The following is a 24,324-nucleotide window of genomic DNA, read 5'->3' as shown; positions in this document are numbered from 1 at the left end:
CGCTTCGGGACACCGTCTCGTCGATTGACTCAGCTGGGCGCGGCGCGCCATCTTCGGCGCTTCTGGCCCCTCGTCTAATGGCAAGACACCGGCCTTTGGAGCCGGTGATCCAGGTTCGACCCCTGGGGGGCCAACTTATGTCCGGCCCCGACCTGCGCCCGCAGAGGCGTTCCAACCGGCTCGCGCGCGAGAAGAGCCCCTACCTCCTCCAGCACGCCTTCAACCCCGTGGACTGGTATCCGTGGGGCGAGGAGGCGTTCGAGCGGAGCCGGGCGGAGGACCGCCCCATCTTCCTCTCGATCGGCTACGCCACCTGTCACTGGTGTCACGTGATGGAGCACGAGTCGTTCGAGGACACCGACGTGGCGGCGCTCCTCAACCGCGACTTCATCTCGATCAAGGTGGATCGGGAGGAGCGGCCGGACATCGACGGCGTCTACATGACGGTGTGCCAGCTGATGACGGGTCAGGGCGGCTGGCCGCTCACGATCGTGATGACGCCCGACAAGCAACCCTTCTTCGCCGGCACGTACTTCCCGCGCGAGAGCGTGGCCGGCCGCATGGGGATGCTGGAACTGCTGCCTCGGCTGGACGGGATGTGGCGGGAGCGGCGGGCGGATGTCGAGGCGGCCGGGGCCTCGGCGCTGCAGGCGGTGCGGGAGGTCGAGACGCGGGGGATCGGCTCCGGGGGCGGTACGCCGGACGAGGAGACGCTGCGCCGCGGCTTCAACGACCTGCTGGCGCGCTTCGATCCACACCAGGGCGGGTTTTCGCGCGCCCCCAGGTTCCCGGCGCCACACCAGCTCCTCTTCCTCCTCCGCTGGAGCGACCGTGCCGGCGATCCGCGCGGTGTGGAGATGGTCGAGAAGACGCTCGTGTCGATGCGACGGGGAGGGATCTTCGACCACGTCGGCTACGGGTTCCACCGCTACTCGACCGACGCCCGCTGGCTCGTCCCGCACTTCGAGAAGATGCTGTACGACCAGGCGCTCCTCGCCATGGCGTACACGGAACTGTGGCAGATCACGGGTGACGAGGCGCACCGCCGCGTGGCCCGCGAGATCTTCGAGTACGTGGCGCGCGATCTCACGGAGGCGGGCGGTGCGTTCCTTTCCGCGGAAGACGCGGACAGCGAGGGCAGGGAGGGAGCGTTCTACGTCTGGACCCGCGAGGAACTCGACGAGGTGGTCGGGAACGCGCTCGGCGAGGAGGCGGCCCGCCTCGCGCGGCGCGCGTTCCAGGTCGAGGCGCGCGGGAACTTCGCCGACGAGGCGTCGGGGCTGCGGACGGGCGAGAACATCCTTCACCTGAGGGAGACGCCCGCAGAGATCGCGGCGGCGCTCGGCGAGGAGGTCACGACCGTCGAGGAGAGCCTGGAGGAGGTCCGGCGGCTCCTGTTCGAGAGACGCGTGACCCGCATCCGACCGCTGCTCGACGACAAGATCCTCACGGACTGGAACGGCCTCATGATCGCCGCCATGGCCGGCGGCGGACGCGTCTTCGGGGACGAGCCTCTCGTCGAGGCCGCGGCGCGGGCGGCGGACTTCATCCTCGAACGGCTGCGCGACGAAGACGCGCGCCTGCTCCATCGCCACCGGGACGGCGAATCGGCCATCCCGGCCGGGGCGGCGGACCACGCCTGCCTGGCCTGGGGACTCATCGAACTGTACGCGGCCACCTGGGACCCGCACTGGCTCCGCGAGGCCCGCGGTCTGCTGGACGAACTGCTGGAGCGATTCTGGGATCCGGACCGGCACGGCGTGTTCAACGTGGACGCGGAGCAGCGCGACGTCCCGGTGCGGCAGAAGGAGGTCTACGACGGGGCGACGCCCTCGGCCAACGCGGCCACCTGGTACGTGCTGCTCCGCATGGGCCGGCTCACGGGCGACCTCGGGCTCCTCGACCGGGCGGAGTCGCTGCGCCGCGCGCTCGCCGGCCCCGTCGGGGGCGCCCCCTCCGCGCACACGATGTCGCTCGTGGCGCTCGATCTGGCGCTGGGGCCGGCGCACGAAGTGGTCGTGACCGGCGACCCGGATGCGGCCGATACGCAGTGCCTGCTCGCCGCGCTGACCGACCGCTACGGGCCGCGCACGGCGGTCCTCTTCAAGCCGGCGGATGGCGCGGCCGGCGGGCGCGCGGCGGCCGACCTCGAGGCGGTCGCCCCCTTCACCGGGGCGTACGACGTCCGCGACGGACGCGCGACCGCGTACGTTTGTTCAGATTTCGCATGCCGCCGTCCGGCGACCGATGTCGCGGAGATGCTGAACCAACTTTCCTGATACACCTGATTACACCTGATACATAGGAGTCCGGCGCATGGGCCTGGACCAGACCATCTACGGAAACACCCTTGGCGAGTGGCTGATCGCCGCCGGCATCTACGCGGCGACGACGCTGGGGCTGTGGGCCCTGGAACGCTACGCGCTGCGGGGCTTCGTCCGCTTCGCCCGCGGCACGCAGACCTCGATCGACGACCTCGTCGCCGACGTGCTCGGCGAGACGAAGTTCGGCCTCATCCTCTTCGTGGCGCTCTTCGCCGCCTCGCTGGCGCTCGAACTCGACGCCACGGTGGCGCTCGTCATCCGGCGCGCCGCCGCGATCGCCATCGTCGTCCAGGGCGGCATGTGGGCGAACGCCGCGATCGCCTTCTGGGTCACGCGCTTCGTGGACCACACGGCGGGCGAGGACGCGGAGGCCGTGACCCTGGTGAGCGCCCTCTCGTTCGTGGGCCGGCTCGGAGTGTGGTCCGTCGTCCTGCTCCTCATCCTGGACAACCTCGGGGTCGAGGTCGCGGCCCTCCTCGCGGGTCTCGGGATCGGCGGCATCGCCGTCGCCCTCGCGGCCCAGAACGTCCTCGGAGACCTGCTCGCGTCGCTCTCCATCATCCTCGACAAACCCTTCGTCATCGGCGACTTCCTCGTCGTCGGCGACTACATGGGGACCGTGGAGCGCATCGGCCTCAAGACGACCCGGCTCCGGAGCCTGGGGGGCGAGCAGCTCATCGTCGGAAACAGCGACGTGATCAACACCCGGATCCGGAACCTCGGACGGATGGCGGACCGGCGCGGGGTGCTGAAGGTCGGGGTCACCTACGACACGCCGCGCGAACTTCTGGCGCGGATCCCGGCCTGGATCGAGGAGGTCGTCGGGACGCAGGCGGAGGCGCGTTTCGATCGCTGCCACCTCTCCGGCTTCGGGGAGTCGGCCGTCGAGTTCGAGGCGATCTTCCATATGACCGTCCCCGAGTACGACCGTTTCATGGATGCGAAGCAGGCGATACTGCTCGCCCTCCACGAACGGTTCGAGCGGCACGGCGTGGCGTTCGCCTATCCGACGCGGGTCGTGTACACGATCCCCGCCGCGGACGCGTCGGCCGGGGAATAGCGGCCCGGGCGCGCCCCGTGCGATCTCGTTGACAGAAACACGCGTCCGCCGGTAGTCTAGGCGGCTGTCGCCGGGGTGTGAGGCCCCGCGGCGCACGGGTTCGGGACCCACATGTTTTTCCTCTTTCCGGCAGGACCTCCACGTCCGCGCGGACGCGAGCGAGCCGGAACCAGACCAGCGAGCCAGGCCGACACGCATGGACACCATGGACTTCTCGTTCCATACGAGTCCGATCATGCTGCTTTCGGGCACGGCGAACCCCGCCCTCGCGCGGGGGATCGCGGACGTGCTCGGGGAGCGGCTGTGTGACGTCACGATCAAGCGCTTCGCGGACGGGGAGATTTTTGTCCGCATCGACGAGAACGTACGCGGGCGCGACGTCTTTCTGATCCAGCCCACGAACCCGCCCGCCGAGAACCTGCTCGAACTCCTGATCCTGATCGACGCGGCGAAGCGGGCGTCGGCGGCGCGAGTCACGGCGGTCGTGCCCTACTACGGCTACGGACGCTCCGACCGCAAGGACCAGCCGCGCGTGTCGATCGCGGCGAAGCTCCTCGGGAACCTGATGACGGCCGCCGGTGCCGACCGGGTCCTCTCCATCGACTTCCACCAGCACCAGATCCAGGGCTTCTTCGACATCCCGGTGGACCACCTCTACGCGGCCCCGGTGTTCCGCCGCTACTACGAGATGAAGAAGCTGAATAACCTGGTCGTCGTCGCCACGGACGTGAGCGCGGCGAAGATGGCGAGAGGCTACGCGCGCCGGCTCGGCGGGGAACTCGCGATCATCGACAAGCGGCGTCCGGCCCCCAACGAGGCGGAGGTCTCGAGCATCGTGGGCGACGTCGAGGGGAAGCACTGCATCGTCCCCGACGACATGATCGACACCGCCGGCACGATGGTGTCGGCGATCGAAGTCCTCAAGGAACGGGGGGCGCTGGACATCTACATCCTCGCCACGCACCCGCTCTTCTCGGGACCGGCGCTGGAGCGCCTCGCCGGCGCCGACGTCGAAGAAATCACGGTGACGGACACGGTGCCGCTCGGCCCCGGGGTGCAGGAAGCACTCCCCAACCTGACGGTGCTCTCCGTGGCGAGCCTGCTGGCCCAGGCGATCGAGAGCACGCACACGAACAGTTCCGTGAGCAAACTGTTCAAGTGATGCATCAAGCGAACTGAATCGATAGAAGCGAGTCGAGAGAAAGATGACGAACGAAACCGCAAGGCTGAGTGCGCAGACCCGCACCAGATCGGGGAAGGGCGCCGCGAGGCAGCTCCGCCGGAGCGGCCGGCTGCCCGCCGTCGTGTACGGGCGCCGCGAGGAAGCTGAATCGCTCGCGCTGGACACGCACGAACTGTCGCGACTCCTCGGCCGGATTCACGCGGCCACGACGGTCATCGACCTCGAGGTGGACGGCGGGAAGGCCCGTCCGGTGCTGATCCGCGAGATTCAGCGCCACCCGTTCCGGCCCGAGTTGCTGCACGTCGACTTCTTCGAGATCCGCTCGGATGTGAAGATCCGCGTGCAGATTCCGCTCCATCTGGTCGGAACCGCGGCCGGGATGGAGATGGGCGGGATCCTGCAGCAGCACCGGCACGAGATGGAGGTCGAATGTCTGCCCGGTGAGATTCCGTCCGGGTTCGACATCGACATCTCGGACCTCGACATCGGAGACGCGATCCACGTCTCGGACGTGGACGCCGGTGAGGTCACGGTTCTCGGCGATATGGATGAGACGGTCTGCACCATCGTGCCGCCGGCCATCGAGGAAGTGGAGGAGGAAGAGGAAGTCGAGGAGGCCGCGGAGGAAGAAGCCGAAGCCGAGGAGGAAGCCGAGGGCTAGCGCCGATCGGGCGCGAGACCGGTGCGGCTGGTTCTGGCGCTGGGTAATCCGGGGGGCGAATACCGGGATACCCGGCACAACGTGGGCTGGTGGCTCGCGGATCGGCTCGTCCGGCGCTGGGGTGGCGGCCGGTTTCGCGTGGATGGAAGCACGGCGTGGACCGGGGCGGCTGGGCGCCCGGGGGTCGAGATCCACAAGCCGTTGACGTACATGAACCGGAGCGGCGCGGCCCTGGCGGCGCTCCTCTCCACGCGACGGTTCGACCCGGGGGCGGACATGCTCGTCCTCGTCGACGACGTCGCACTGCCGGTGGGGCGCTTTCGCGTGCGGCGGAGCGGTTCGCCGGGCGGCCATAACGGGCTCACGTCGCTCTCGGCGGCGCTCGGCCACGACGGCTACCCTCGCCTGCGGCTGGGCGTCGGGCGGCCGGCGGACGACCGGATCGACCTGGCCGCCTGGGTGCTGGCACGCATGCCGCGGGCGGAGGAGGAAGCTGCTCTGGGCGCCTTCCCGCGGGCCGCGGAGGCGGTGGAGCAGTGGCTCGAACATGGCGTCGAAGCGACGATGAACCGCTTCAACCAACCGCTCACATAACCGCTCACATAACCGCTCAGAACAAGGAGCGAGACCAACGTGGTCGAATTTATCGAATTCGCGATCTGGCTCGGAGTGATCGGGCTCTTCTTCTCCTTCGCGCTCTTCATGTACGTGAGGAGCCAGCCCGTCGGGACCGAGAGGATGGCCGAGTTGGCGGAGGCGATCCACTCGGGGGCGATGGCTTTCCTGAGGCGCGAATACACCGTGCTCCTGCCCTTCATCGTGGTCGTCGCCGCCCTCCTCTTCTGGCTGGTGGGCGCGCGGACGGCGGTGGCCTACGGGCTGGGTGCCGCCTGCTCGATCATGGCCGGGTTCTTCGGCATGCAGGCCGCGACCTCGGCCAACGTGAGGACCTCGGAAGCGGCGCGCTCGGAGGGCCAGGCCAAGGCGCTGCGCGTCGCCTTCTCCGGCGGCGCCGTGATGGGCACGGCCGTGGCGGCGCTCGGTCTGCTCGGGATCGGCGCCGTCATCACGATCTACGATCCGCAGGCCACCGGTTTCCGGCCCTTCGGCGAGATCATCTCCGGGTTCGCGATGGGCGCCTCGTCGATCGCCCTCTTCGCGCGCGTCGGCGGAGGCATCTACACGAAGGCGGCCGACGTCGGCGCGGACCTCGTGGGCAAGGTCGAGGCCGGCATCCCCGAGGACGACCCCCGCAATCCCGCCACGATCGCCGACAACGTGGGCGACAACGTGGGGGACGTGGCGGGCATGGGCGCGGACATCTTCGAGTCCTACGTGGGCTCGGTGATCGCGACCATCGTCATCGGCGTGACGAGTTCGTTGATCCTCGACGAGGCGCGGCTCGCCGCCGTGGCGCTTCCGATCCTCTACATCATGGCGGGCTTCCTCGCGAGTGCCATCGGTATCCTCGCCATCCGGGTACTCGAGAGGATGAGTCCGGCCGCCGCGCTGCGGTGGGCGCCGATCGTCGGCGCGGTGGTGTTCTGGGTCGTGGCCTACGCGATCACCGTCAACCTCCAGTTGTTCGACGCCTCGGCAGAGGGCAAGTGGATCTTCATCCACGCGAACGCGGGGCCGTTCTGGGCCATGCTGTTCGGGTCGCTGGTCGGCATCGCGATCGGACTCGTGACCGAGTACTACACAGCGGAGGGGCCGATCCGGAAGATCGCGGAGGCCTCCGAGACGGGTTCCGCGACGAACATCATCACCGGTCTCGCGGTCGGCATGGAATCCACCGCGATCCCCATGCTGCTGATCTCGGCCGCCATCTTCCTCGCGTTCAACTTCGCCGGTCTGTACGGAATCGGGATCGCCGCGGTCGGCATGCTGGCCACGGTCGGCGTGACGATGTCGGTCGACGCATACGGACCGGTGGCGGACAACGCGGGCGGGATCTCGGAGATGGCCGAGTTGGGCCCGGAGGTCCGTTCCATCACCGACTCGCTCGACGCCCTCGGCAACACGACGGCGGCGATCGGCAAGGGGTTCGCGGTCGGCTCCGCCGCCCTGACGGCGCTGGCCCTCTTCTCCGCGTACGCCAATGCAGTGGGCCTGCGCGAGACCGGGATCAACCTCGTCGATCCGGTCGTCGTCATGGGGCTCTTCATCGGCGGTGTGACGCCATTCTTCATCGCCGCGCTCACGATGACGGCGGTGGGCCGGGCGGCCGCCGGCATGGTGGCGGAGGTGCGACGCCAGTTCCGTGAGATCCCGGGGATCATGGAGGGCACGGCGAGGCCCGATTCGGCGCGCTGCGTCGACATCTCCACCCGGGCCGCGCTGCGGGAGATGATCGTGCCGGGCCTGGTGGCGATCATCGTGCCGATCGTCGTCGGACGCTTCCTCGGGGTCGAGGCGCTCGGCGGCGCGCTGGCCGGCGCGACCGTGACCGGCGTGCTGCTGGCGCTCTTCATGGCCAACTCCGGCGGGGCGTGGGACAACGCGAAGAAGTACATCGAGACGGGGGCGCACGGCGGGAAGGGCTCGGACCCGCACAAGGCGGCCGTGGTCGGCGACACCGTGGGCGATCCCTTCAAGGACACGTCCGGACCGTCGATGAACATCGTCGTGAAGCTGATGAGCGTGGTGTCGCTCGTCCTCGCGCCGTGGTTCGTGGAGGTGCATGGGTTGGCGGCGGCCACCGCCGAGAGCGTCGGGCCGGCCCTGGCGGCGCTGGGCGCCGCGCTGCAGGCGTTCGGGTTCTTCTAGCCGCCGGGGTCGCCCCCGACGCGAGCCCCGCGGCGTCCCGCGGCCTCCTTGACAGCGAGGCCGCGGGACCTAGCTTCCGCAGGCCTTCCGTTTCCCGAGCGGGGGGGCACGAGGAAGCACCCGCCGGGCGCCGGCGGGACAGCAAAGCGACGTGCAAAATGACTCCTGCTCCGACCGCGCGTCGGGGCCGATGAGACCGAAGGAGCCAGTCGATGCGCGATTACGAGATCGTGTACATCTTTCGTTCGAGCCTGACCTCCGAGGAGATCGAGGCGAAGCTCGAGCGCTACCGCGCCATCATCGCCGGAGATGGATTGGGCGAGATCACGGCGTCGAGCCACTGGGGCAAGCGGCAGCTCGCCTACCCGATCCGGAAGCAGAAGAACGGCTACTACGTGGTCGTTCAGTTCACCTCGGACCCGGCTCCGCTCACGGACCTGGAGCGCGCGCTGAAGCTCGAGGACGACGTGCTCCGCTATCTGATCGTGATCTCCGAGCGTCCACTCCCCGCTCCCGAGGAACCTCCGGAGGAGTCCGCGGACGGGCCCGCGGATCCCGCGGAATCGGCGGAAACCCCCGAGGACCAGGAAGCCCCTGCGGCGGAGGCCGCTGAGGAGGAGGTTCCCGAGGACTCGGAAGCAGAGGACTCCCAAGCAGAGGACTCCCAAGCAGAGGACTCGGAATCAGAGGACGCCGAAGCAGAGGCGCCCGAGGACGAGGGCTCCCGGGAAGAGGCTCCCGAAGCAGAGGACTCCGAAGACGAGGACTCCGAAGACGAGGACTCCGCGGAAGAAGCCGCCGCCGAGGAGGACGCGAGCCCCGAGGCACCGGCCGCGGACGCCGACGCCGAGACGAAGGAGGACTAGATGGCCTTTCGAAAGGCGTGCCGATTCTGCGAGGGCCGGATTGCCCGCGTGGACTACAAGGATGACCGCGGGCTGGACCGCTACATCTCGGATCGCGGCAAGATCCTGCCACGGCGCGCGACCGGGACGTGCGCGCGGCACCAGCGGCAGGTGGCGACGGCGATCAAGCGGGCGAGGTACCTCGCGCTGCTGCCGTATATCCGGGGCTACTACGACTAGCCGACGGGGGTTCGGTCGCTGACGGAGCGTCGGAGGGGCCTCTGGCGGGCGGGCGGACTCATCCTGCTGGTGATTCTGCTGTCGCCCCTCAATTCGTCGCCCCTCGGACTCATGGCCATCGTCGGCGTCCCGACGGCCGTCGCGATCCTCGCATTCGAGCCGCCGCAGACCGGAACGGCCGTTCTGGCGCTGCTCCTGCTCGCGGGAGCCGCGGCGGGGTTCGGGGAGGCGACGCCGCTGTGGTACATCGAACGGGGCTGGGCCGTCCTGCTCGCGGGCGGGTTCGCCATCAGCACGACGCTGGCACCGGGGCGACCCATCCTCGATCGGTCGCTGATGGGGGTCGCCATCGCGGGAGGCACCGTCGGCGCCATGGGAGCGCTGCGGCCCGACCTGCCGGCGGCGCTCGACCGGCACGTCTCCGGGCAGTTCGACAGGGTCCTCGCGATGTACGACTCCCGGGCCTTCGGCGGTCCCGTGGTGGACGCGGCGGTACGGCAGTTCGTCGGTCTGTGGGAAGCCGTGTACCCGGCCATGCTCGTGCTCGCTTCGGTCTCGGCGCTGGCGCTCTGCGTGTACCTTCTCGGCCGGATCCGGGGAGAGGAGGCCGCGTTGCCACCGCTGCGGCACTTTCGGTTCAGTACGCACCTGGTCTGGGTGCTCATCCTGGGGCTGGCGCTCCTCGTCCTCCCCGCGGGGGATTGGGCCCACCGCGCGGGGGGCAACGTGGTGACGGTCATGGGCGGCCTGTACCTGCTTCGGGGCGCCGCGGTCCTCGTGTGGGTGGGGGCTGCGGTGATAAGCTCGGGCTGGGTGATCGCCGTGTGGGCGATCGCCGCGCTGGCCCTCTATCCCGTGACGATCGGGACGGCCCTCGTCGTGGGCGTCAGCGATACCTGGCTGGACCTCCGGTCGCGGCTGGGGGTGGAAACAGGAGAAAAGTGAACCCGCGCGCGCCGGCGGGTTCGAATGGAGGGAATCGATGCTGGAAGTCATCCTGAGAAGAGATGTCGCCGACCTCGGCCACGCGGGCGAACTCGTGAACGTTCGGCCGGGATATGCGCGCAACTACCTGATACCGCAGGGGATCGCGCTCGCCGCCACGGAGGGCAACCGACGTCGGTTCGAGGAGGAGCGGCGTCAGATCGAGCAGTCGGCCGTGCGGGACCGCGAGGCGGCCACGCAACTGGCGGGCGAACTCGAAGGCCGTTCGGTGACCTTCACCCGACGAGCCGGCGACGGGGGGCGTCTGTTCGGGTCGGTCACGGCCGCGGACATCGCCGATGAACTGGAGAAAGCGGACGTCCCGGTGGAGCGCCGGGCGGTCGTCCTCGACGAGCCGATCAAGGACCTCGGCGTCTACGACGTCCCCCTCCGTATCCACGCGGAGGTGGAGCCCACGCTCAAGGTGTGGGTCATCGCGGAGGAATGACGACCGCCGGCCGCACAGCATGAGCGCACTCCCCCTGGACGAAGTGTGGCGCCGGCTCGCGGAGCGGGGCGATCCCTCCCACGAGTTGCGCAGCGTGGCGGAGGCGGCGCTGGAGAGGAACGCGCGCGTCCCGACCATCCTCGATCTGCGCGGGCTGTCGGACGTCACCGACTTCTTCGTGATCGCGACCGGCGACTCGGACACGCACGCACGCGCGATCAGCGAGAATATCCTCGACCGGGCGCGGGAGGACGGTTTCCGCCCCGTGGGCGTGGAAGGGATGAGCAAGGGACGGTGGGTCCTGATGGACTACGTCGGTCTCATCGTCCACGTCTTCCTGAACGAGGTCCGGGAGTTCTATCAGTTGGAGCGCCTGTGGGGCGACGCCCCCCGGTTCGAACTGGAGTGAGCCGTTCCCGGTTGCCGTTCCCGGTTGCCGTCGGCCGCCCGCCGGCGTCCGCCCGCCAGCCTTTTCTTGCGGTGCTTTTCGGGGTTCCGCTAGCTTATGATCGAACCCCCACGGCGGGCCGGTGGATGTGGCTGATGTGACGAGTTCATTGGGACTTTCTTCCTCTCGCTTCGTCGCTCGCGTGGCGCGAGTTCGGGCGGCTCTCCCCATCACCCTGTGCGCGTCCCTCGCGTGCGGAAGCCCTCCGGCCGACGAGCCCGAACCCCTCGAAGGGACGCCCCTCGTATCCGGCTCTTCGTTGCCGCGCTACGGGCTCCTCGTCATCCCGAACCGGGGCGGGGTGGCGCAGTTTCGATCGGTCGCGGATCCGTCCACGGTCCGCTGGACCGGTCGTCTGGCTCTGGGGCGCGTCACCGCGGCCCATTCGCTGGGGTCGGCGGCCGTGCTGCGTAGCGGGTCGCGGCTCCGTCTCTATGCCACCTCTCCCACGGAGACCATCAACCCGCTCCCCGACGCGTCCCCGGACGCGCGGTGGATCCCCTCGGTGTCGGGCGGCGCCTTCGTGGGGCGCGGTCGTATCCTGGCCCTCACGGCGGCGAGCACGGCCGAGGTCACGGCCGAGGGCGACGTCCTCTGGGCGGCGCCGGCCGCAGGTGGACGGGTCGTCGCGCTGGTCGAGGCGGAGGAGGGGCCCCAACTCGCCGTGTGGGAGTCCGGCGAGGCCGAGCCCGTGGCGACGCGGGCCGTCAGCGCGCGCGGACCGGCCGTGCTCACGGGCTGGGGCGGGCAGGTCGTGACCGCGTCCGAGGACGGCGGCGGCTTGACCGCCTGGTCGATTCCCGGACTGGAGCCGGTCGCGGCTGTCGGGCTCGCCGGGCGGCCGGCCGCCCTGGCGACGTCACCGTCCCGGCACCGCGTGTTCGCTGCTTCCGCCGACCGCGCGCGGTTCGTGACCATCGACCGATACGACTGGCGCGAGGTCGGATCGTCGAGCGTCGAGGCTCCCATCGAGGCGCTGCGCCCCGGCATCGCGGGCGACCGCCTCGTCGCCTTCGATGGCGTGCGCGCGTGGGCGGCCAGGGTCGGCGAGACCCGCCTGGAGGCGATCCCCGGCGAATGGCGGCCCGATCTTCCCCTCGCGCTGCCCGGCGGGGGCATTCTGTTGTCGACCGGAGGCGGGCTCGGGTTCCTCGCTCCGGCGACGGGGGAACTCGAGACCGTGGACGGTCCCGTCGATGCCGTATGGCTCCCGTTCCGGTGGGGACCCCGCCTCCCGGTCACGACGGTCGCCGTGGCGGCCGACGACACGATCGGAGACGCGGAGGAGGCCCTCGAGGCGCTCGCCGACAGCCTCCCGCCCGCCCCCGGCCGCATCGGGCTCCTGACGCTGAGCACCCCTCCCGGCCGCGCCGCCGTGGCGCTGGAGGCCGAAGCGCCGGCCGGACCCACCGCCGTGTCCGACCCGCCCGCCGAGCCCGAACTGCCCGGCGGCTTCTATGCGGTCACGATTTCATCGCGGCAGCTGACGAGCCTCGGGAGGATGCGGCAACTGCTCGACGGGTCGGGATATTCGACGCACGTGCTGCGGCGGCTGGACGAGGCGAACGACATGTGGTACCGGCTTCTGGTAGGCCCCTACGCGTCGCGCCCGGATGCCGAGGCGGTCGCGCGGGAGCTTCGCCGGGAGCGTGGAATCGACGCGTGGATCCACGAGGAATCAGACGATCAGGTGAACCGGAGGCAGCCTTGACGGAGTCGGACTCTTTCTCCTGGGATCTCCCGGGTGACGCGCGCATCGTGGCCCTCGTGCACGAGAGTGCGGAGAGGGAGAGAAGCACCACCGTTGTGGACGCGATTGCGACCGCGATCGGGCGCCGCCGCGAACACACGCTGGTCCTGAGTACCGAACCCGGGCCGAACCCGCTCGACGAACTCGCGGGGGGCCTCGAGTCGGAAGGCTGGTCCGCTTTCTTCGCCGGCCGTGCGCGCCTCACCGAAGTGGCCGTGCAGCGGCCCGACTGCCCCTACCTGTACCTCCCGGCGGGCAGGGATCCGGAGGAGGTCGCCGAGTTACTCCTGGACGACAGGTTCACGACCTTCCTCGACCGCGTCCGGGAGCGCGAGGGGACGCTCTTCCTCGTCGTCTCCGAGCGGACGCCGCTTGCGCCGGACCTCGGCAGCCATCTCGACGGGTACGTCGCGCTGGGGGATGTCCGCCGCGCCGATTCCGCCGAGTTCGCCTACTACGGTCGCGTGCGGTACGAAGCGGCCGACGCGGGGGCGGCCAGCCCGGAGGACGAGACGGCGGCCGTGGACGAACGCTCCGGGGCGGACGAAGGGGCCGCCGAGGAGCCGGACCGGGAGGCCGCACCGTTCGGGCCGGAGACATCGCCGGCGGATCCCGTCCCCCCCCGGCGCCGTTTGCGCGCTCGGTCCGTGGTCTGGCTGCTCGTCGTGGCCGCCCTCCTCCTGGGTGGCTGGTGGCTGTACCGAAACCCGGAGCCCGTCGAGGGCCTCCTCACCCGGTTGCGTTCCATGGTAGGGGCACCCGACGCCTCCGCCCCGGTGCCGGAGTCCGTCGCGGTGCCCGAGCCCGCGCCGCTGGAGACAGCCGAAGAGGCGGCAGAAGAGACGGCGGAAGAAACGACGGAAGCGGCGGAACCGGAAGCGGGCGCGGAGCGGGCCGACACGCTGCCGGACGCTTCTCCGGGGACGCCGCCCGATTCGCCGGCCGCGTTCGACGCGGCCAGCGCCGGGCTCGCGTTCGACGGAGCGGCCGAGCGGCCGTTCTCCGTCCTCATGGGGAGCCACAGAGATCCGGCCGACGCGGAGAGCCGAATCGCCGAACTCCGCGCGGCGTCGCCGGGCTCGCTTTTCTTCGCCGCGCCGACGCCGGTCGACGATGTCCTCTATCACCGGGTCTTTGCGGGGGCGCTCGGGAGCGAAGCCGAGGCCGCGGCCCTGCTGGACGCGCTAGTGCGGGCTGAGGCGTCGGGGGAGGCGAATCTGTGGCAGCTTCGTCCCACCCGGCTCGCGTACGATCTGGGATTGTTCGCCGAACGGGCCGCTGCGGAGGCCCGAATCGCCGAACTCTCGTCGAGCGGTATCCCGGCATACAGCCTCGCAACCCCCCTCGAGGGACGCGCCGTTTTTCGCGTCTACGGGGGAGCCTACGAGGATGAGCAGGCCGCCCTGCCCATGGCCGGGATCCTCGAGGCCGCGGGCGAAGCCGCGACGCTGGTGCCTCGACGCGGTGACGAAACGCCCTCGACCTCGTGAGCGCGTGAAGATCAAGGCCCTGACGCTGCGCGGATTCAAGTCGTTCGCCGACCGGACGCGGATCGAGCTTCACGACGGGGTCACCGCCGTCGTGGGCCCCAACGGCTGCGGAAAGTCGAACATCTGCGATGCGCTGCGCTGGGTCCTCGGAGAGCAGCGCCCGACGGCGATCCGCGGCTCCCGCATGGAGGAGGCGATCTTCGGCGGGACGGAGGTACGCAAGCCGATCAATCGGGCGGAGGTCCTGCTGGAACTCTCCAACGAGGATGGGGCCCTGCCCGTGTCCTACGCGGAAGTGGCGATCGGCCGCACGGTGTACCGCGGGGGTGAGAGCGAGTACACCCTGAACGGCGCGCCCTGCCGACTGAAGGACATCCTCGATCTGTGCCGCGACACCGGCCTCGGCGCGAACGCCTACGCGCTCATCGAAGGGCGGATGATCGACGCGATTCTCTCCGACCGCGCCGAGGAACGGCGGGGGCTGTTCGAGGAGGCGGCCGGCGTTGGACGCTACAAGGACCGGCGCCGGATCGCGACACGGCAACTTGAGCAGGCGGAGAGCGACCTGGAGCGCCTCGACGACGTCCTTATCGAGGTCGGATCGAAGGTGCGATCGCTGGCCCAGCAGCGCGGCCGCGCCGAACGTCACGCGAGACTTCGGGATCGGCTCCTTCAGCTCGAGGTTGCGGTGGCCGGCGCACGCCTCGAACGGACCGGACGGCGGCTGACCGAGGCCCGGGCCGAACGCGAGGGCCTCGTACGGGAAACGCCGCCCGGGCAGGTGGACATCCGGACGACGGAGACCCGGGCGGAGACGCTCCGGATCCGGCACGCGGAGCGGGAGCGGGAACGGGCCGGGCTGGCCCGCCGGGTCGAGGAGGCCCGACGCGCTCTCGAGGAGCAGGAGCGCGCCCTGCTCCTGGCGCAGGAGCGCATCACGAACGCGCGCGACCGACTCTCCGCCGCCGGTGCCGAAACGCGACGCCTGGAACGCCGGCGGGCGGATCTCGTCGCCGGGCGTGCGGAAGCCGAAGCCGCACTCGAGGCGGCGCTGGCCCTCGCCGCGGAAGGGAGCCGGATCGAGGCCGAACTCCGAGAGGAGGCCGATACGCTGGCCGCCGAGGCGCGCGCCGCCGCCTCCGGGCGCGATGCCGCCCGGGGGGCCGTGGAGCAGGCGCGGCGCGAGGCTGAGCGCTGGAGGCTGGAGCTGAGCGTTACCGAGGCCAGGGCGCGCGACCGGAGCGAGGAACTGGAACGCCACCGACCGGCGCTCGACTCGCTCGCCGGTCAGGAGCGCGAACTCCGGGGACAGGCCGCGAAGGCGGCGGAACTCGAATCCGGGCTGGCGGAACGCGCGAGGAGCGTGAGAGACGGTCTGCAGGCGGCGCAGGACGCCGCCGCCGCGGCCGAGGAGGCGCTGCGCCGCGCCCGCGAGGCGCAGGCGGCCCTCGAGGGGCGGCTTGCCACGGCCAGCGCACGGGCTTCGAGTCTGGGGTCGCTCGTCGGATCGAGCGCCCTGCTACCGGAGGTCGTGGCCGGACTGCTCGAGGACCGGGCGGAGATCCCGGGCCTGCACGGAGTGCTGTCGGAGTTCATGGAAGCGCCCGCTCCCTGGGCAGCCGCCGTCGAGGCCCACCTCGGCCCCTGCCTCCACGGCGTCGTCGTCCGCGATTGGTCGACCGTGCGCGCCGTCGAGGCGTGGCTCGAGCGGAGCGGCGCGGAAGAAGGTGTCCTCGTGCTTCCGCTCGAGCCCGGCCCCCTGTCGGTCCCCGCCGCGGTGGACGCGCCGCTTCTGGACAGGGTGAAGGCGAAGGGGGCCGGCGCCGTCTGGGTGACCGCGCTCCTCTCGGGCGTCGGGATCGCGGACGACGGCGAACTCGCCCCCCGGCCCCACCCGTGGGTCGACGCCCATGGCCGGCATCAGGATCCGCGGGGCGCCGTGTACCTGGGGTGCGGTACGGGAGGCGAGGGCGTCCTGAGTCGACGGGCCGAACTCCTGGCCCTGCGCGAGGAGGTCGCCGGGCTGGAGCGCACGCGGGCTCGGTCGACGGAGACCGTGCAGCGGTTGGAATCCGAGGTGGCGCAGGCCCGGGAGCGGGTCGATGGCTCCCGGACGGCGGTTTCGGAGGCGGAGTCCGCGCGGCGGGAGGCCGAAGCCGACCGGGCGTCCGCGGAAGCCCGCCTGAAGCGGCTCGACCGCGAACGCCGCGAACTCACTGGGCGCATCGAGCAACTCGAGGCGTTCGGCGACGACGAATTGGCGCGCTCGGCGACCGGCGAGACGCGGGGGCAGGAACTGGAGCGGCTCGCGTCCCGGTCGGAGTCCGCCTGGAGCGCCGCGTCCGACACTGCCCGGGAGGCCCGAGAGGCGGCGGAGGCCGGGAGGGCCGACCTGCACCGTGCGCAGCTGGAGCAGGCTCGCAGGGAGGCGGACGTGGAGAACCGGCGCGCAGCCGCTGCACGCGTCGCCGAGAACCTGGCCGACGCGGAGGAGCGCCAGCGCGCGCTGGCACGCGACGAGACGCGCCTCCACGCACTCATCGCCGAGAGCGAGCGTCTGTCGGAGGAAGCGGAGGCATCCATAGGGCAGGGCCTGGAGATCCGGGCACAGCGTGAGGCGGAGCTGGCCGGGATCGAAGGACGGATCGCGGAGGGGAGGGAGCTTCTGGAGCGCCTCGACTCGGAGCTGAGGGAGGCGCGCCGGTTGGAGCGGGAGCGTGTCGAGGCCCGGCACCGGCTCGACCTGGAGATCACGCAACTCGAAGCGGCGGAGTCGTCCGTCCGCGGACGCCTGGAGGCGGAGTGGGACGCGCCGCTCGCGGAACTTCGCGGCCGCGTCTCGCCGGTCGACGACGCGGAACCCGACGAATGGGAGGCGGAACTCGAACGGGTGCGGCGTTCGATCGCGCGTCTCGGCCCCGTGAACCTGCTCGCCCAGCAGGAATACGAGGAAGAGCGGGCGCGCCTCGAGTTTCTCACCGGCCAGCGCGACGACCTCACCGGTGCGCGCGACGATCTGCGCACCTCCATCCGCCGGATCAACCGGGAGGCGTCCGCCGCCCTCTCCGAGACGTTCGAGGCCGTGCGCGCGAATTTCCACCGCACGTTCGTTTCGCTGTTCGAGGGCGGCGAGTGCGACGTCTGGTTCGAGGACCCCGAGGACCCGCTCGATTCACCGATCGAGATCTCGGCCAGCCCGCGAGGGAAGAGGACACAGCGCATCCACCTCCTGTCGGGCGGCGAGCGCGCCCTCACCGCGCTGGCCCTGCTGTTCGCGATCTATCTCGCGAAGCCGAGTCCGTTCTGTCTCCTCGACGAGGTCGACGCTCCCCTGGACGAGACCAACATCCTTCGCTTCGTCCGGATGTTGAAGGAGTTCAAGCGGGAGACCCAGTTCATCGTCATTACCCACAACCCGCTCACGATCGAGAACTCCGACTGGATTTACGGCGTGACGATGGAGGAGGCGGGCGTATCGTCCATCGTCGGCGTGGAATTCGACTCGGCTCCACAGGTGGCGTGACCGCCCGCGGGGTTTCGGCCGACGAACTCATCGTCGCCGGCTGCGGTACGGTGGTGCCCGAGGGAGACCGGGCGGGCTCCGCCTACTGGGTGTCCATGGATCGCGCGCGCGTCCTGTTCGACTGCGGTCCCGGGGCCGTGCAGGCGCTCGCGCGGCTCGGGCTGCCCTGGGGCGGTCTCACGGACCTCGTCATCTCCCATTTCCACGCGGATCACGTCGGCGCTCTCCCCGGTCTCTTGTTCGCGTTCCGACACGGCCTGGAGAGGCCCCGGGCGCGTCCGCTCACGATATCGGGGCCGAGCGGCACGCGGCGCTTCCTGGAGCGGCTCGCGGACGCGTACGGCGACTTCGTCCTCGATCCGGGCTTCCCCCTGCGGATCGAGGAAGTGGCGCCCGGCAAACCCCGTGCCCTGGACGGCGGGCCGCTGCTCGAAGCCCACAGCACGCCGCACACCGAGGAGAGCGTCGCGTGGCGGCTCGACGGCGCGGCGTCCAGCTTCGGCTACAGCGGCGATACGGGCCCCTCCACGGAGCTGGGACCGTTCATGCGCGGGGTCGGCGCTCTGGTGTGCGAGTGTTCGCTGGACGACGCGGACGCCTCCGACAACCACCTCTCGCCCCGCCGCGTCGCGGCCGTGGCGGCCGCCGCGCGGCCGCGTCTCCTCGTGCTCACGCACATGTACCCCGACTTTCGGATGCGGTGCGATGTCGCCCGTCTGGTGGCGGAGGCGGGGTATGCCGGCGACGTCATCCTGGCGCGGGAGGGACTTCGGGTCACGTTGACGAACGGTTGAGGCAGGCCGACTATCCTGCTCCTGCCGGATCCGGCCCATCCGGGCCGGCCGGGACATCGCCCACGCACGGGGGGGGACCCATGCTGGTGGTCATGAGGCACGGCGCCACGTCCGGACAGATCGGCGACGTGGTCCGCGCCATAGAGGACATGGGGTATCGCGCGCGCCCGATGCCGGGCGCCCAGCGCACGACCGTCGGGCTCGTCGGCAACGACGGACGCGTCCAGGAGAGCCGCCTCGTCGGGCTCGACGGCGTCCTGCGCATCATCCACGTCTCGCAGCCGTACAAGCAGGTGAGCCGGGAGTGGTGCCCCGAGGACACCGTCGTCGAACTCGACAACGGGGTGAAGATCGGGGGCGAGGATGTCGTCATCATGGCGGGTCCGTGCTCGGTCGAGTCGCGCGAACAGATCCTCGAGTGCGCGCACCGGGTGGGGGCGGCCGGGGCGACCGTGCTGCGCGGCGGAGCGTTCAAGCCGCGGACCTCGCCCTACTCGTTCCAGGGACTGGGCGAGGAGGGGTTGCGGCTGCTCGCCCGGGCTCGCGAGGAGACCGGGCTCGCCATCGTCACCGAGGCGCTGGACACCGACAGCATGGGTCTCGTGGCCGAATACGCCGACATCATCCAGATCGGCGCCCGCAGCATGCAGAACTATTCGCTCCTCCGCGCCGCGGGCCGGGCGGGCAAGCCGGTGCTCCTCAAGCGGGGCATGGCGGCGACGATCAAGGAACTGCTGCTGGCGGCGGAATACATCGTCGCCGAGGGCGAGCCGCGCGTGATGCTGTGTGAGCGGGGCGTGCGGAACTTCGACACGCACGCCCGGAACCTGTTCGACCTCACGGCGGTGGTCACGATCCAGGAACTGTCGCATCTGCCGATCGTGGCCGATCCGAGCCACGGGACGGGTGCCCGCGCGAAGGTCGGCCCCATGTCGCGGGCGGCCGTGGCCGCGGGCGCGGATGCGCTCATCCTCGAGGTGCATCCCGATCCGGCCTCCGCCGCCTCGGATGGGCAGCAGTCGCTCAACCTGGATCAGTTCGACGCCCTCATGGTCGAACTGCACGCCGTCGCGGGCGCGATCGGTCGCCGCATCGCCCGGGCCGTGGTCTCGGCCCACGGCTGAGCGGGCCGGCCGCGTCCCGACCCGGACGACCGGCGATCTCGGCGAGCGGCTCGCGGCCCGGTATCTCGCGGCCGAGGGATACGACATCCTCGACCGCAACTGGCGGGCCGGGCGTCTGGAGATCGACCTGGTGGCCCGTACCGGCGATACGGTGGCCTTCGTGGAGGTGAAGACGCGCCGAACGGGGGTCCAGCCGCCCTCCGAGGCCCTGGCGCCCGCGCAACGCAGGAGGATCCGCCACGCGGCGGGGGCCTGGCTGCGCCGGCACCCGGGCGTCGGCGCCGAATTCCGGTTCGACGTCGTGGCGGTCGAGCTCGAACGCGGTGGCGGCTGCCGAATCAAGCACATCCCCGACGCCTTCTACGGAGAGGACGCCGTCTGATTTTTCTGGCCGCTGTCGCGGCGGGCGGATAAGATACCCGTGCCCCAGGCCCGTGGGGCCGAAGCGCGTGAACCCCGTCAGGACCGTGAAGGTAGCAGCGGTAAGCGTGTGACGGTCGCCACGGCCCGCCTGGGGTCCATGATCCGGACGGCCCACACCACCCACGAGCCCGTGTACCGCACCGCGCTTGCCAGAACCTACCGGCCCCGTCGCTTCGCCGATCTGATCGGCCAGGACCACATCGGGCCTACGCTCACGGCCGCGGTCGGGTCCGGCCGGGTCGGCCACGCGTATCTCTTCTGCGGCCCCCGCGGCGTCGGCAAGACGACGAGCGCCCGGGTCCTCGCCATGGCGCTCAACTGCCCCGAACAGGCGGCGGGTGAACCGTGCGGCGTGTGCGAGTCCTGCGAGCGGATCTGGTCCGGCGGCGCCTCCCTCGACGTGGTGGAGATCGATGCGGCCAGCCATCGCGGCGTCGAGGACGCGCGCGACCTGCGGCGCCGGGCCGCGTACGCGCCCACGAGCGAGGACCGCTACAAGGTCTACATCCTCGACGAGGCGCACATGCTCACGCGCGACGCGTGGAACGCGCTCCTCAAGATCCTGGAGGAGCCGCCGCCGCGGGTCATCTTCGCCTTCGCCACCACGGAACCGCAGAAGATCGAGCGCGGGGCGGCCCCCGTCATGTCGCGCTGTCAGAGGTTCGACTTCCGGCGCGTCTCCGTCGGGGACATCACCGGACGACTCGAAACGGTCCTCGAGCACGAGGGCATTCCGGCGGAGCCCGGAGCGCTGCGGGCGATCGCCCGCCGGGCGGAAGGGGGGGTGCGCGATGCGCTGTCGTCGCTCGACCAGGTACTCTCGTTCCGCGGCGACGCGGTCGAACTGGCCGACGTGCGGCGCATGCTCGGGCTCGTGGACGAGGACCGATACCTCGAGTTCTTCGATATCGCGGCGCAGCGCGACCGGGCGCGGGTGTTCTCCTTCGTCCAGACGCTGCTCGACGACGGACACGACCCGGCGGAGTTCCTGCGCGGGTTGGGCGACGCGCTGCGCACGCTCCTCGTCCTGCGGCTCGATCCCGAAGCCGATTCCGTCGAACTACTCCCGGAGTCGCGGCAACGCTTCCTCGCGGCGGCCGCCGCCGTGGTCCCCGCGGATCTCCTCAGGATGCTCACGGCGCTCGGCGACTTCGAGGCGTCCGGCGCCCTGCAGCGGTCCTCTCAGCCGCGGATCCAGCTCGAGGTGCTGCTCCTGCGCCTCGTCCGCATGGAGTCCACGGTGGAACTCGAGGAGCTCCTGGCGGCCCTGGGAGGAGGGTTGGAGGAGGACCCCGCCCCGCGTCCGCCTTCGCCGAAGCCGAGTTCTCCACGTCCTTCTTCCCCGAGCCCCCGCCGTGGAAGGCCGGCTCCGCGACCCGACGGCGCCTCCCCGAAGCCTGCGGCGCCGGAGCCCCGGGCGCCGGAGCCCCGGGCGCCGAAGCCTGCGGCGGAGGCCGCGCCCGCCACGCAGGCTCCGGCCCGGTTGCGTGACGCGTGGGCGAGCGCCGTCGCCGAAACGCGCGGCCTCGGGGGCTCCGCGATCTCCCTCAGGGGCGCCGAGGTGCAGGGGCTCGTCGACGATCTCCTCACCCTCCGCGTGCCGTCCGGGTTGCGGGGCGACCTCGAGACGCTGCTCGCGGACAGACGGCGATCCGATCCGCTGCGCAGGAACCTCGCGAATCGCCTCGGACGGGAGCGGCTCGAAGTCGAGATCGTCAACAACGAAGGCGGGAGGATGACGGCCCGGGAAGCCGCCCTGAGCAGGGCGGAAGGGCTGATGGACGGGAATCCGCACCTCAGAGAAGCCGTGAAGGCGCTTGATCTCACCTTGAAGGAGTAGCCGTCGTGGAAGGAATAAACCTGCAGCAGATGATGCAGCTCAGCCAGCAGATGCAGGCCCGGGTGGCCGAGATGCAGGAGAAGCTCGAACGTGAGACGATGGTCGCGGCCTCGGGCGGCGGGATGGTCGAGGTCACCGCGGACGGGAAGGGGAACATCAAGGGCGTCTCCATCGACCCCGCCGTCGTCGATCCGGAGGAAGTGGAAATGCTCGAGGACCTCATCGTCGCTGCGGCTTCGGAGGTGCAGCGGCGGGCCCGTGAGCGGCTGGAACGGGAGATGCGCAAGGCCGCCGGCGGCCTCCCCCTCGGGGGGCTCGGCAATCTGCTCGGCGGGCCGTGAACGCGATCGAGGCCCTCGTCGGCGAGTTCGCGCGCCTGCCCGGGATCGGCCGCAAGACCGCGCAGCGGCTCACCTATCATCTCCTCAAGGGGTCCAGGGACGATGCGAGGCGGCTGGCGCGCGCCGTCGACCGGGTGGCCGCGGAGGTGCGCGTGTGCGGCGCGTGCGCCAATCTGAGCGACATGGATCCCTGCGAGGTGTGCCGCAGTCCGCGACGCGACCCGGCGCTCCTGTGCGTCGTCGAGGAGGCCTCGGACATCCCGGCGATCGAGAATTCCGGGAACTTCGGCGGACTGTATCATGTACTGGGCGGGCGGTTGTCCCCGCTCGACGGGGTGGGGCCCGAGGATCTCAACATCCGTGCCCTGCTTCGGCGGCTCGGAGACTCGGTGCGGGAGGTGATCATCGCGACGAACGCGAGCGTGGAGGGAGAGGCGACGGCGACGTATCTGCAGCGCCTGCTGTCGTCGGCCGCCGACGTGCGGGTCACCCGTCTCGCGCGGGGACTCCCGGTGGGGGGCGACCTCGAGTACGCCGACGGGGTAACCATCGCCGAGGCCTTCGCCGGCCGGCGGGACATGTAGAGGTACGATGACGACCCGGATCGAGTACAGAGACCCCGAGCGCGACACCTCGACGGCGTGGAAGATCGCCGCGACCGCCCTCCTCGGCGCCGCCGCCGCGGTCGGCCTCGGGATATACCTGGCGCGCGACCAGATGCGACGACACCGGCGGGAACTGTTCAGCCCGCATCCGCTCCGGCGTCTGGCGGCGCTCGGCTATCTCAAGTCACACCCATCGGTCGACGACCTGCCCCTGCTTCGCGACTACCTGGCCTGGGAGGAGCGCCCCCTGCTTCGGAAGCGGGCCTCCGCCATCCTCAGCCGTCTCGAGGGCGCGCTCGAGGGCGATGGATTCGTCGGAAGCGGAGAACCATCCTGAATCTCCCGAACGCCATCACCTCGGCGAGGATCCTCGCGGCGCCGGTGGTGACCGCGCTGCTCCTGCAGCCCCGCCCGCTGCCGCGGATCATCGCCTTCGCCCTGTTCATCGTCGCCGCCCTCTCGGACCTCTGGGACGGGCATCTGGCGAGAAGGCGCGGGCAGGTCACGTCGTTCGGGAAGATCGTCGATCCCCTGGCCGACAAGCTGCTGCTCGTCGCGGCGCTGCTCCCGGTCTACAGCATCAACCTCGGCCAGTCGGGAACGGGATCTCTCCCCCTGGTCGACGTCATCCCGCTCTGGGTCGTCATCGTGCTCCTCGGGCGCGAACTCCTTATCACCTTTCTCCGCTTCCTCGCGGCGCGGCGCGGCCGGGTCGTCGCGGCGCTGCGCCTGGGGAAGAGAAAGACGCTCGCGCAGAACATCTTCATCGCCTCGGCGATCCTCTGGGTGGCCTTCCTGACGCCGGGATTCGCCGCGCCATCCGGCCAGGCCTGGCGCTGGTTCTCCGCCTTCCACGGCTGGTGCACCACGGTCTTCCTCACGGTCGCGGTCGTCCTCACGCTGATTTCGGCCGTTACGTACGTGGCGACCTTCTCGCGCGTAATTGCGGGGCGCCATTCGTAACGACGGCTCCGCGCTGTTCGACGTGGCGGCCGCGCTCATCGGGCGCCTCGACCGGAAGGGCCACACGCTGGTGCTGGCCGAGAGTTGCACGGGGGGGCTCATCGGGGCGGCGCTCACCGCCGTGCCGGGCGCCTCGAAGGTGTTCCGGGGCGGGCTGATAAGCTACGATGACGCCGCCAAACGGGCGCTTCTCGGCGTATCGGAAGCCTCGCTCCGCCGGCACGGCGCCGTGTCGAAGGCCGTGGCCCGGGAGATGGCGGCCGGAGCCCGGCGTGCGGGGGACAGTACCTGGTCCCTCGCCGTCACCGGGATCGCCGGACCATCGGGCGGGACCGCCGAGAAGCCCGTGGGCACGGTGTGGATCGCCCTCGACGGTCCTTCGCGCGCCGTCCGGTGTCACCACTTCCAGGGCACCCGGGAGGAGATCCGCGAAGCCGCCGCCGAGGAGGCGATGCGTTGGCTGCGTTCGCGTGTACCGGGAGACTGACCGTTAGCCAGATCTTGCGAGG

Annotated in this window: 23 protein-coding genes, 1 tRNA gene and 1 other RNA gene; all 25 read left to right on the top strand. The window is 70.7% G+C overall.

The window, feature by feature from the left end; all coding sequences use genetic code 11:
• The first annotated feature begins 63 nt into the window (after nucleotides 1–63).
• The 25 genes from ACOQPP_RS11390 (at nucleotide 64) to ACOQPP_RS11270 (ending at nucleotide 24,302) form a co-directional block, all read left to right on the top strand.
• Nucleotides 64–134 (top strand) — tRNA-Gln (locus ACOQPP_RS11390).
• Nucleotides 105–2,279, top strand: a complete 2,175-nt coding sequence (locus ACOQPP_RS11385) for a thioredoxin domain-containing protein (RefSeq protein ID WP_420636546.1) — start codon at nucleotides 105–107, stop codon at nucleotides 2,277–2,279. The genes ACOQPP_RS11390 and ACOQPP_RS11385 overlap by 30 nt, the downstream gene beginning before the upstream one ends.
• Before the next feature lie 37 nt (nucleotides 2,280–2,316).
• Nucleotides 2,317–3,384 carry a mechanosensitive ion channel family protein gene (locus ACOQPP_RS11380; RefSeq protein WP_419166886.1) on the top strand — a complete coding sequence of 356 codons (1,068 nt, stop codon included), beginning with the start codon at nucleotides 2,317–2,319 and terminating at the stop codon, nucleotides 3,382–3,384.
• Nucleotides 3,385–3,580: 196 nt separating this feature from the next.
• The gene (locus ACOQPP_RS11375; protein ID WP_419166887.1) at nucleotides 3,581–4,546 is read left to right on the top strand and encodes a ribose-phosphate diphosphokinase; all 966 of its coding nucleotides are present in this window, start codon (nucleotides 3,581–3,583) and stop codon (nucleotides 4,544–4,546) included.
• Between the two features lie 43 nt (nucleotides 4,547–4,589).
• On the top strand, nucleotides 4,590–5,228 hold the full coding sequence (locus tag ACOQPP_RS11370; protein WP_419166888.1) for a 50S ribosomal protein L25/general stress protein Ctc: 639 nt from the start codon (nucleotides 4,590–4,592) through the stop codon (nucleotides 5,226–5,228).
• 21 nt (nucleotides 5,229–5,249) lie between these two features.
• Nucleotides 5,250–5,822 carry an aminoacyl-tRNA hydrolase gene (pth, locus tag ACOQPP_RS11365; RefSeq protein WP_419166889.1) on the top strand — a complete coding sequence of 191 codons (573 nt, stop codon included), beginning with the start codon at nucleotides 5,250–5,252 and terminating at the stop codon, nucleotides 5,820–5,822.
• A gap of 39 nt (nucleotides 5,823–5,861) precedes the next feature.
• Nucleotides 5,862–7,997: a sodium-translocating pyrophosphatase gene (locus tag ACOQPP_RS11360; RefSeq protein WP_419166890.1), complete on the top strand. Its 2,136-nt coding sequence runs from the start codon at nucleotides 5,862–5,864 to the stop codon at nucleotides 7,995–7,997.
• Nucleotides 7,998–8,209: 212 nt separating this feature from the next.
• Complete coding sequence (gene rpsF, locus ACOQPP_RS11355; protein WP_420636545.1) at nucleotides 8,210–8,863, top strand: 30S ribosomal protein S6; 654 nt, start codon at nucleotides 8,210–8,212, stop codon at nucleotides 8,861–8,863.
• On the top strand, nucleotides 8,864–9,082 hold the full coding sequence (gene rpsR, locus ACOQPP_RS11350) for a 30S ribosomal protein S18 (protein WP_419166892.1): 219 nt from the start codon (nucleotides 8,864–8,866) through the stop codon (nucleotides 9,080–9,082).
• A gap of 69 nt (nucleotides 9,083–9,151) precedes the next feature.
• Nucleotides 9,152–10,027, top strand: a complete 876-nt coding sequence (locus ACOQPP_RS11345; RefSeq protein ID WP_420636544.1) for a DUF2232 domain-containing protein — start codon at nucleotides 9,152–9,154, stop codon at nucleotides 10,025–10,027.
• A 37-nt stretch (nucleotides 10,028–10,064) separates the two neighbouring features.
• A complete protein-coding gene (gene rplI, locus ACOQPP_RS11340; RefSeq protein ID WP_419166894.1) occupies nucleotides 10,065–10,514 on the top strand; it encodes a 50S ribosomal protein L9 in 450 nt (149 codons plus the stop codon).
• Nucleotides 10,515–10,533: 19 nt separating this feature from the next.
• Nucleotides 10,534–10,923: a ribosome silencing factor gene (gene rsfS, locus ACOQPP_RS11335; RefSeq protein ID WP_419166895.1), complete on the top strand. Its 390-nt coding sequence runs from the start codon at nucleotides 10,534–10,536 to the stop codon at nucleotides 10,921–10,923.
• A 136-nt stretch (nucleotides 10,924–11,059) separates the two neighbouring features.
• The gene (locus tag ACOQPP_RS11330) at nucleotides 11,060–12,673 is read left to right on the top strand and encodes an SPOR domain-containing protein (RefSeq protein WP_419166896.1); all 1,614 of its coding nucleotides are present in this window, start codon (nucleotides 11,060–11,062) and stop codon (nucleotides 12,671–12,673) included.
• Nucleotides 12,670–14,202, top strand: a complete 1,533-nt coding sequence (locus ACOQPP_RS11325; RefSeq protein WP_420636543.1) for an SPOR domain-containing protein — start codon at nucleotides 12,670–12,672, stop codon at nucleotides 14,200–14,202. Before ACOQPP_RS11330 ends, ACOQPP_RS11325 begins: the two co-directional genes overlap by 4 nt.
• Nucleotides 14,203–14,206: 4 nt before the next feature.
• The gene (gene smc / locus ACOQPP_RS11320; RefSeq protein WP_419166898.1) at nucleotides 14,207–17,725 is read left to right on the top strand and encodes a chromosome segregation protein SMC; all 3,519 of its coding nucleotides are present in this window, start codon (nucleotides 14,207–14,209) and stop codon (nucleotides 17,723–17,725) included.
• A complete protein-coding gene (locus ACOQPP_RS11315) occupies nucleotides 17,722–18,519 on the top strand; it encodes an MBL fold metallo-hydrolase (protein ID WP_419166899.1) in 798 nt (265 codons plus the stop codon). The genes smc and ACOQPP_RS11315 overlap by 4 nt, the downstream gene beginning before the upstream one ends.
• An 80-nt stretch (nucleotides 18,520–18,599) precedes the next feature.
• Entirely contained in the window at nucleotides 18,600–19,643 is a 1,044-nt protein-coding gene (gene aroF / locus ACOQPP_RS11310; RefSeq protein ID WP_419166900.1) for a 3-deoxy-7-phosphoheptulonate synthase, read from the top strand.
• Nucleotides 19,528–20,025: a YraN family protein gene (locus ACOQPP_RS11305; protein ID WP_419166901.1), complete on the top strand. Its 498-nt coding sequence runs from the start codon at nucleotides 19,528–19,530 to the stop codon at nucleotides 20,023–20,025. Before aroF ends, ACOQPP_RS11305 begins: the two co-directional genes overlap by 116 nt.
• A gap of 42 nt (nucleotides 20,026–20,067) precedes the next feature.
• An RNA gene (ffs, locus tag ACOQPP_RS11300) (signal recognition particle sRNA small type) lies at nucleotides 20,068–20,163 on the top strand.
• Entirely contained in the window at nucleotides 20,164–21,906 is a 1,743-nt protein-coding gene (gene dnaX / locus ACOQPP_RS11295) for a DNA polymerase III subunit gamma/tau (protein ID WP_420636542.1), read from the top strand.
• A gap of 5 nt (nucleotides 21,907–21,911) precedes the next feature.
• Nucleotides 21,912–22,247 (top strand): YbaB/EbfC family nucleoid-associated protein, encoded by a 336-nt coding sequence (locus ACOQPP_RS11290; protein ID WP_419166903.1) that lies wholly within the window; start codon nucleotides 21,912–21,914, stop codon nucleotides 22,245–22,247.
• Nucleotides 22,244–22,831: a recombination mediator RecR gene (gene recR / locus ACOQPP_RS11285; RefSeq protein WP_419166904.1), complete on the top strand. Its 588-nt coding sequence runs from the start codon at nucleotides 22,244–22,246 to the stop codon at nucleotides 22,829–22,831. The genes ACOQPP_RS11290 and recR overlap by 4 nt, the downstream gene beginning before the upstream one ends.
• Before the next feature lie 7 nt (nucleotides 22,832–22,838).
• Nucleotides 22,839–23,189, top strand: a complete 351-nt coding sequence (locus tag ACOQPP_RS11280) for a hypothetical protein (protein ID WP_419167182.1) — start codon at nucleotides 22,839–22,841, stop codon at nucleotides 23,187–23,189.
• Nucleotides 23,084–23,815, top strand: a complete 732-nt coding sequence (gene pgsA / locus ACOQPP_RS11275; RefSeq protein WP_420636580.1) for a CDP-diacylglycerol--glycerol-3-phosphate 3-phosphatidyltransferase — start codon at nucleotides 23,084–23,086, stop codon at nucleotides 23,813–23,815. Before ACOQPP_RS11280 ends, pgsA begins: the two co-directional genes overlap by 106 nt.
• Nucleotides 23,796–24,302, top strand: a complete 507-nt coding sequence (locus tag ACOQPP_RS11270) for a CinA family protein (protein WP_420636541.1) — start codon at nucleotides 23,796–23,798, stop codon at nucleotides 24,300–24,302. The genes pgsA and ACOQPP_RS11270 overlap by 20 nt, the downstream gene beginning before the upstream one ends.
• Nucleotides 24,303–24,324 lie beyond the last annotated feature (22 nt).

It is taken from the genome of Candidatus Palauibacter sp. (assembly GCF_965222475.1).
Taxonomy (GTDB): Bacteria; Gemmatimonadota; Gemmatimonadetes; order Palauibacterales; family Palauibacteraceae; genus Palauibacter.
This window is presented reverse-complemented; position numbering and strand designations above follow the sequence as displayed.